The 8203-nt window shown below is 57.2% G+C and carries 3 protein-coding genes and 3 rRNA genes (1 of these 6 cut by a window edge); all 6 read left to right on the top strand.

Features of this window, described 5'->3' with window-relative positions; translation table 11 throughout:
- Window positions 1-2510, top strand: a 23S ribosomal RNA gene (locus J3P94_RS26625); it begins 382 nt to the left of the window's first position.
- Between the two features lie 149 nt (window positions 2511-2659).
- A 5S ribosomal RNA gene (rrf, locus tag J3P94_RS26620) occupies window positions 2660-2775 on the top strand.
- 107 nt (window positions 2776-2882) lie between these two features.
- Window positions 2883-2998: ribosomal RNA gene (rrf, locus tag J3P94_RS26615) — 5S ribosomal RNA — on the top strand.
- A gap of 182 nt (window positions 2999-3180) precedes the next feature.
- Complete coding sequence (locus J3P94_RS26610) at window positions 3181-3816, top strand: NADH:ubiquinone oxidoreductase subunit N (protein ID WP_434570519.1); 636 nt, start codon at window positions 3181-3183, stop codon at window positions 3814-3816.
- A 156-nt stretch (window positions 3817-3972) separates the two neighbouring features.
- Window positions 3973-5478 carry a YdgA family protein gene (locus J3P94_RS26605; RefSeq protein ID WP_434570517.1) on the top strand — a complete coding sequence of 502 codons (1506 nt, stop codon included), beginning with the start codon at window positions 3973-3975 and terminating at the stop codon, window positions 5476-5478.
- A gap of 244 nt (window positions 5479-5722) precedes the next feature.
- Window positions 5723-8200: a poly-beta-1,6 N-acetyl-D-glucosamine export porin PgaA gene (pgaA, locus tag J3P94_RS26600; protein WP_434570515.1), complete on the top strand. Its 2478-nt coding sequence runs from the start codon at window positions 5723-5725 to the stop codon at window positions 8198-8200.
- The last annotated feature ends 3 nt before the right edge of the window (window positions 8201-8203 follow it).

Below are 8203 nucleotides of genomic sequence, written 5' to 3'. Positions count from 1 at the left end.
CTTTGTCTGAATATGGGGGGACCATCCTCCAAGGCTAAATACTACTGACTGACCGATAGTGAACTAGTACCGTGAGGGAAAGGCGAAAAGAACCCCGGAGAGGGGAGTGAAATAGATCCTGAAACCGTATGCGTACAAGCAGTGGGAGCCCACTTTGTTGGGTGACTGCGTACCTTTTGTATAATGGGTCAGCGACTTATTTTCAGTGGCGAGCTTAACCGAATAGGGGAGGCGTAGCGAAAGCGAGTCTTAATAGGGCGTCTAGTCGCTGGGAATAGACCCGAAACCGGGCGATCTATCCATGGGCAGGTTGAAGGTTAGGTAACACTGACTGGAGGACCGAACCGACTACCGTTGAAAAGTTAGCGGATGACCTGTGGATCGGAGTGAAAGGCTAATCAAGCTCGGAGATAGCTGGTTCTCCTCGAAAGCTATTTAGGTAGCGCCTCATGTATCACTGTAGGGGGTAGAGCACTGTTTCGGCTAGGGGGTCATCCCGACTTACCAAACCGATGCAAACTCCGAATACCTACAAGTGCCGAGCATGGGAGACACACGGCGGGTGCTAACGTCCGTCGTGAAAAGGGAAACAACCCAGACCGTCAGCTAAGGTCCCAAAGTTATGGTTAAGTGGGAAACGATGTGGGAAGGCTTAGACAGCTAGGAGGTTGGCTTAGAAGCAGCCACCCTTTAAAGAAAGCGTAATAGCTCACTAGTCGAGTCGGCCTGCGCGGAAGATGTAACGGGGCTCAAACCATACACCGAAGCTACGGGTATCACGCAAGTGATGCGGTAGAGGAGCGTTCTGTAAGCCTGTGAAGGTGAGTTGAGAAGCTTGCTGGAGGTATCAGAAGTGCGAATGCTGACATGAGTAACGACAATGGGTGTGAAAAACACCCACGCCGAAAGACCAAGGTTTCCTGCGCAACGTTAATCGACGCAGGGTTAGTCGGTCCCTAAGGCGAGGCTGAAAAGCGTAGTCGATGGAAAACAGGTTAATATTCCTGTACTTCTGGTTATTGCGATGGAGGGACGGAGAAGGCTAGGCCAGCTTGGCGTTGGTTGTCCAAGTTTAAGGTGGTAGGCTGAGATCTTAGGTAAATCCGGGATCTTAAGGCCGAGAGCTGATGACGAGTTACCCTTTGGGTGACGAAGTGGTTGATGCCATGCTTCCAAGAAAAGCTTCTAAGCTTCAGGTAACCAGGAACCGTACCCCAAACCGACACAGGTGGTTGGGTAGAGAATACCAAGGCGCTTGAGAGAACTCGGGTGAAGGAACTAGGCAAAATGGCACCGTAACTTCGGGAGAAGGTGCGCCGGTGAGGGTGAAGCACTTGCTGCGTAAGCCCACGCCGGTCGAAGATACCAGGCCGCTGCGACTGTTTATTAAAAACACAGCACTCTGCAAACACGAAAGTGGACGTATAGGGTGTGACGCCTGCCCGGTGCCGGAAGGTTAATTGATGGGGTTAGCTAACGCGAAGCTCTTGATCGAAGCCCCGGTAAACGGCGGCCGTAACTATAACGGTCCTAAGGTAGCGAAATTCCTTGTCGGGTAAGTTCCGACCTGCACGAATGGCGTAACGATGGCGGCGCTGTCTCCACCCGAGACTCAGTGAAATTGAAATCGCTGTGAAGATGCAGTGTATCCGCGGCTAGACGGAAAGACCCCGTGAACCTTTACTATAGCTTTGCACTGGACTTTGAATTTGCTTGTGTAGGATAGGTGGGAGGCTTTGAAGCGTGGACGCCAGTCTGCGTGGAGCCATCCTTGAAATACCACCCTGGCAACTTTGAGGTTCTAACTCAGGTCCGTTATCCGGATCGAGGACAGTGTATGGTGGGTAGTTTGACTGGGGCGGTCTCCTCCTAAAGAGTAACGGAGGAGTACGAAGGTGCGCTCAGACCGGTCGGAAATCGGTCGTAGAGTATAAAGGCAAAAGCGCGCTTGACTGCGAGACAGACACGTCGAGCAGGTACGAAAGTAGGTCTTAGTGATCCGGTGGTTCTGTATGGAAGGGCCATCGCTCAACGGATAAAAGGTACTCCGGGGATAACAGGCTGATACCGCCCAAGAGTTCATATCGACGGCGGTGTTTGGCACCTCGATGTCGGCTCATCACATCCTGGGGCTGAAGCCGGTCCCAAGGGTATGGCTGTTCGCCATTTAAAGTGGTACGCGAGCTGGGTTTAGAACGTCGTGAGACAGTTCGGTCCCTATCTGCCGTGGACGTTTGAGATTTGAGAGGGGCTGCTCCTAGTACGAGAGGACCGGAGTGGACGAACCTCTGGTGTTCCGGTTGTCACGCCAGTGGCATTGCCGGGTAGCTATGTTCGGAAAAGATAACCGCTGAAAGCATCTAAGCGGGAAACTTGCCTCAAGATGAGATCTCACTGGGACCTTGAGTCCCCTGAAGGGCCGTCGAAGACTACGACGTTGATAGGCAGGGTGTGTAAGCGCTGTGAGGCGTTGAGCTAACCTGTACTAATTGCCCGTGAGGCTTGACCATATAACACCCAAGCAATCTGTAGACTCGAAAGAGGCCAGATTGCGGTGTGTGAAGACGCAATGAACCGAAAGTTCGAGTCAAAACCCACAAACTATCGCATACCCATTCGCTGGAACGTGACCGCAAGGCACGCGCTGGCTACCGAATTTCTTGACGACCATAGAGCATTGGAACCACCTGATCCCATCCCGAACTCAGAAGTGAAACGATGCATCGCCGATGGTAGTGTGGGGTTTCCCCATGTGAGAGTAGGTCATCGTCAAGATTAAATTCCGAAACCCCTATCTGCTGACGCAGGTAGGGGTTTTGTTTTAGTAGAAGTCTTCGATTTTCACCGACACGTTGTTCCTGAACGGGTTGGTTACCGAATTTCTTGACGACCATAGAGCATCGGAACCACCTGATCCCATCCCGAACTCAGAAGTGAAACGATGCATCGCCGATGGTAGTGTGGGGTTTCCCCATGTGAGAGTAGGTCATCGTCAAGATTGAATTCCAGAACCCCTGTCTGCCAATGCAGACAGGGGTTTTGTCGTTTTCGGAGCCGATAATCGGATCGCCGTCCTAATTGACGCCACCCCCCGGCAAACCCCCAGGCCGTTGCTATGCTTTGGTTGTCGGGCGTTGGCAGCAACAGCCCGCGACGTGACTGGTCATGGGGATTCCAATAATGAAAAACCCTTATGCTCCCGGCTTCTGGTGCGCTGTCGCGGCCTTGGTGCTGCTATCGGCCACCTACTTCTATGGCGTCATGCTGACTCACCATATCGACAAGGCACTGATTTTCCTGGATAGCGCGGCTGCGCTGATCGCTGTCATTTCTGTCGCAATCGTCGCCTGGGCTTCTCTCCAAGGCCAGCGCATCAAGAAGAAGCAGCTTGTGCAAGGCAAGACACTGGTCTTGATCTGGGATACCAAGGTTGCGCTGCGCCGGGTTGAAACGGTATTCGACCGTTATTTCTGGGGCAGCTATTGGCAGCCTGGACGCACGTTTCAAGAAGTCATGGGTGAGCTCACCGGCACTCCGCTGGAGAAAAGCCTCGAGGCACTGAAAACTCAATGCGCCGCCCTGGACAAGCAAGTCGCGCAAGACGACTGGCATTGGCTCAACAATGCCCGCGAGCTGTGCGATGTGGCCAACGCGATGGCTCGGGAGCGCTATCAATTGGACTTCTACGATGGGCGTGACGATTCATCGGGTGCGGCAGTAATCAATCGAGATTTCGAAGTGTTGGTCTACACCTGGACAGCACGCCTCAAGACCTTCGATCATCAACTTGACGAGATCGAAGTCGAATATTCGTAGACCATTTCTCAAGAACACGCTTTTTCCCCTTTAAACATTGGGCTTGCTGACTTGCCTGATGCTAATCTCCCCATCACTTTTATCGCGTCGTACCACAGCCCTTTGCGGGTCAAGGAAGACGACTCTTTTCAACCATGGAACACGATCGGATCACTCATGAACAAATCAGCAAGCGTACTTCTGGGAATCGTTGTGGTTGTTGGTGCAATCAGTGCGGGTGGCGCCTGGTATACCGGCACCAAGCTTGAAGGCGTACTGCAAACCGCTATTGCCGACAGCAATAAGCAACTGCAAACGGCTTTGGCGGGTTCCAATGGCACCGCTTCGATTGAACTGGTCTCCCTGGACCGTGGCACCTTCAGCAGTACCGCCCGTTATCGTCTCAAGGGTGAAGGCGAAATGTTCGGCGGCGAGCCGGTCGAGCTGCTGTTCGTCGACAACATCGAACACGGTCCACTGCCATTCTCGCGCCTGATGACGCTCAAATGGTTGCCGGTCATGGCCATCAGCCACACCGAACTGGAGCGGACTCCGCTGACCGAAAAATGGTTCGTTGCCGCCAAGGATAAATCGCCTCTCAAAGGCGTCTTCAATCTCGGTTACGATCAATCCACCAACGGCACGTTCGAATTGCTGCCTCTGGATACCAAGCTGGATGAGCAATCCCAGCTGATCTTCTCCGGCCTGAAAATCGATGTGGCCGCCAGCGCCCAGGCTGAGAAGATCAAGGCCGACGGCTACATGGACAGCTTCAAGTTGACCACCGTCGCCGAAGATCAGACGCCGGTTCAGGTAGAGTTCAGTGGCCTGACATTGGCCAGCAACCTGACCAAGAGCACCTATGGCTACTACAAGGGCGACAACACCCTGCTGCTGAGCAACAGCAAGACCACCTTCGGCGAGCCGAAATCGGTATTGGGCCTGAAAAACTTCGAGATGAAGAACAACAGCTCCGAGAACGGCACCAGTGCTTCGGGACGCGCTGATTACAAGATCGGCGAGTTGTCGTTCAATGACAAGGTCATCGGTTCTGCACAGATGGCGGTCAGCCTGAAGAACCTGGACATCCCTGCCACCATGTCGCTGATGCAGGTCTACCAGGCCAAGCTGCAACCCTACGAAAAGGCAGCTGCCGAGGCCGCTGAAGCGGGCGAGCCGGCTCCAGAGCTGAACCTCACCGAGGCAGAAGAAGCGCAGGTCAAAGCTGACCTGGAAAAACTCCTGGCTGGCGCCCCGCAAGTGGCCCTGGAGAACCTCTCGTTCAATACCGCTAACGGCGAAAGCCGCGCGAGCCTGGTTGTCGATCTGGCCAAGCCGCAGTCCATGGACCTGCCACCCGATGAGCTGGGCCGCCAGTTGCTCGCTCTGCTGGACTTCAAGGTGAAGGTTTCCAAGCCAATGCTGGTGGATCTCCTGACCGTGCAAGCGCAGATGGAAGGCCAGACCGACGCAAAACTGATCGCCGACCAGGCGACTGCCACCAGCGATATGTTCAGCGCCATGGCGGTAGGCACGGAGCTGGCGAAGCTTGAAGGCAATGATGTGGTTACCAATCTGCACTACGCCAACAATCAGGTCGACTTCAACGGCCAGAAGATGACCGTCGAACAGTTCACCGCGTTTGTGATGAACAAGCTGGGCGGCGGTGTCGCCATTCAGTAACTGGTCCCACGCAACATCCGAAGACCGGTCCGTGCCCTGTGCACGGGCCGGTTTTTTTTGTCCGTTGAAAATGCCGCGCTGAAATCTGCATGGATTCTGAAGAATTATGGCGATCTGGAAGATGACCCGCCACGGAGTGCAAAAATAGGCCCGTTAGAGCTTGGCTGGGTTCCTTTGATCCGGCCTTCTGTTTGATGGGCAAGGGGGCACTGCGACCCGGCTGGCCATGTAAGGATGCTGACGAATGCCTGTGGGTCCTCTTATTCAACTCGGTTTGCGCCCGTTGTTTCGCGTCGCGCTGTGCAGCCAATTGTGCTGGTCGGTGGCGGCGTTTGCCGATACCGCTTATGACCAGATGGTGCTCGACGCCCGCGCGGGGCATTACACGCCCGCGTTGTCCGTATTGCGCCAGGTGCCGGTTGGCCAGGCCAGCACCGCACAGATCAGTGACCATCTGCAGATCGCCAGTTGGGCCGGTCTTGATGCCGAGGTGGTGAAAGTCTACGAAACCCAGGGCCGCTACCGCGACCTTCCAGTTCAGGCGCTGACCGCAGCTGCTCGCTCCTATCGCAACCTCAAGCGCTGGGATCCGGCGGTCGAGTTGTATCGCCGGGCGTTGGCGATAGATCCGCAGAACCCCGATCTGCAACTAGGCCTGGCCTTGACCCAGGCCGATGCCGGCAAGCCAGATGAAGCCGTCAACCGCGCCAGGGCCCTCGTTGCCGCCAAGCCAGAAGATCCGATGCGCCGGTTGGCCTTGGGTTATGCGCTGACGCGTACGGACAATCCCCACGAAGCGCTTTTCGAATACGACCAGGCGTTCACCCGTGCCGGCAGCAACAAGCCTGAAGTCGCCCGCGAGTACGTCTACGCCCTGCAACGCGCCCGTTTGCCTGAGCCGGCCCTGCGCCTGGCCCGGCTTCAGCCCGGCCTGATCGATCGTGGCGTGCAGCGCAGGCTCGAAGGCGATGTGGCGGCCGAGCGGGTGCGCCTGGCGGATATGGCCAGTCGCAGCGAAACAGAACGTTTTGTCATTGCCGATCGCGCGCTGGCGGACTACGACAAACTGCTCGCCACCTGGACTCCGGTGGCCGAGGCCCACGATGATGTCTTGCGCTGGCGGATCGACCGCATGGGCGCCCTCAACGCCCGGGCTCGCCGGGCCGAGGTGATCGCCGAGTACCAGAAGCTGGTCGCTGAAGGGGTCAGCATTCCAACCTACGCGCTGCGCTGGGTGGCGTCTTCCTATCTGGAGCAACGTGAACCGGAGATCGCCGTCGATCTGTACCGCCGCGTGCTGATTGCACCGGATGCAGATCCTGCGGACCGCTTCGAAGACAGCACTGCGCTCTACTACGCCTTGCTGGAAAGCGAAAAATCCGAGGAGGCCCGCGCACTGGCCGAAGACCTGGCGAAAGCACAGCCGGCCCGCGTGGAGCTCAAGGGGCTGCCGATCGGCAATCCCAACGACGAGTGGATGGACGCGCAGCTCCTGGCCGCTCAAGCAGGTACCTACGGCGCCGATCTGCCTACCGCCGAGGCGCGCCTGGACGCTCTGGTCTACCACGGGCCCGGCAATATCGGCTTGCGCCTGGCCCAGGCCGATTTGTACCAGGCACGTGAATGGCCGCGACGTTCGGAAAGCCTGCTCAAGGAAGTCGAGGCCACGACGCCGCGCAATCGCGACTTGGAAGTCGCCCAGGCCCGCGCCGCCATGGATCTGCAGGAATGGCGGCAAATGGATGCGCTTACCGATGACGTCGTCGCCCGCTATCCCGAGAACGCTCACGTCAAGCGCCTGCAACGCCAGCGTGACGTCCATGACATGGCTGAACTGCGCATCGAGGCCTACACCGGCAAGAGCTACGGTGGCGGCAATGGCGACGCTGGCGCGGTGACCGGCAGCCGCGATTTTGGTATCGAGACCTTGCTCTACAGCCCGCCCATCGATGAAGACTGGCGGCTGTTCGGCGGTGCCGGTTACGCAACCGGCGACTTCGAGGAAGGCACCGGCCACCATCGCTGGCAGCGTCTGGGAGTGGAGCGGCGTACCCGCGACATGACCCTGGAGGCGGAAGTCTCCAACCATTCGTATGGTTCCGGTGACAAACAGGGCGCGCGAGTAGCCGTGGCCCGGGACATCAATGATCACTGGCAGTACGGTGGCAGCCTGGATTACCTCTCGGCCAACACTCCGTTGCGGGCTCTCAACAGCGGGATTCGCGCCAATGGTGGAAGCGGTTTCGTCCGCTGGCGGGCCAATGAAAGCCGCGAGTGGCGGCTGGCTGTCAGCCCGTCCCACTTCAGCGATGGCAACAACCGCCTCGAGACCTTGCTGACCGGCCGCGAGGGCATCTACAGCGCTCCGAGGCTACAAGTGGAGCTGGGCCTGGAAGTCGGTGCCAGTCGCAACAGCGGCTCGAATGAAGTGCCGTACTTCAATCCGAAATCGGACTTCAGCGTCATGCCGACCGTGAGCGCCAATCACGTGTTGTATCGCCGCTACGAAACCACCTGGAGCCAGCAGTTCCAGGCGGGTGCCGGCACCTACAGCCAGAGTGACTACAGCACCGGTGCCATGGGGTTGCTTAGCTACGGCCAGCGTCTGCTCTGGAACGATGTGCTTGAAGCCGGGGCCGCGCTGAGCTGGCTCAACCGCCCCTACGACGGCGATCGTGAAAGCGATCTGCGCCTGCTTGTCGACCTCACCTACCGCTTCTAGAAG

The sequence above is a fragment of the Pseudomonas sp. Z3-8 genome, from assembly GCF_051131975.1.
In the GTDB taxonomy this organism is placed as follows: domain Bacteria; phylum Pseudomonadota; class Gammaproteobacteria; order Pseudomonadales; family Pseudomonadaceae; genus Aquipseudomonas.
Note: the sequence above shows the minus strand (reverse complement) of the source record. Positions and strands in the feature narration are given on the sequence as shown.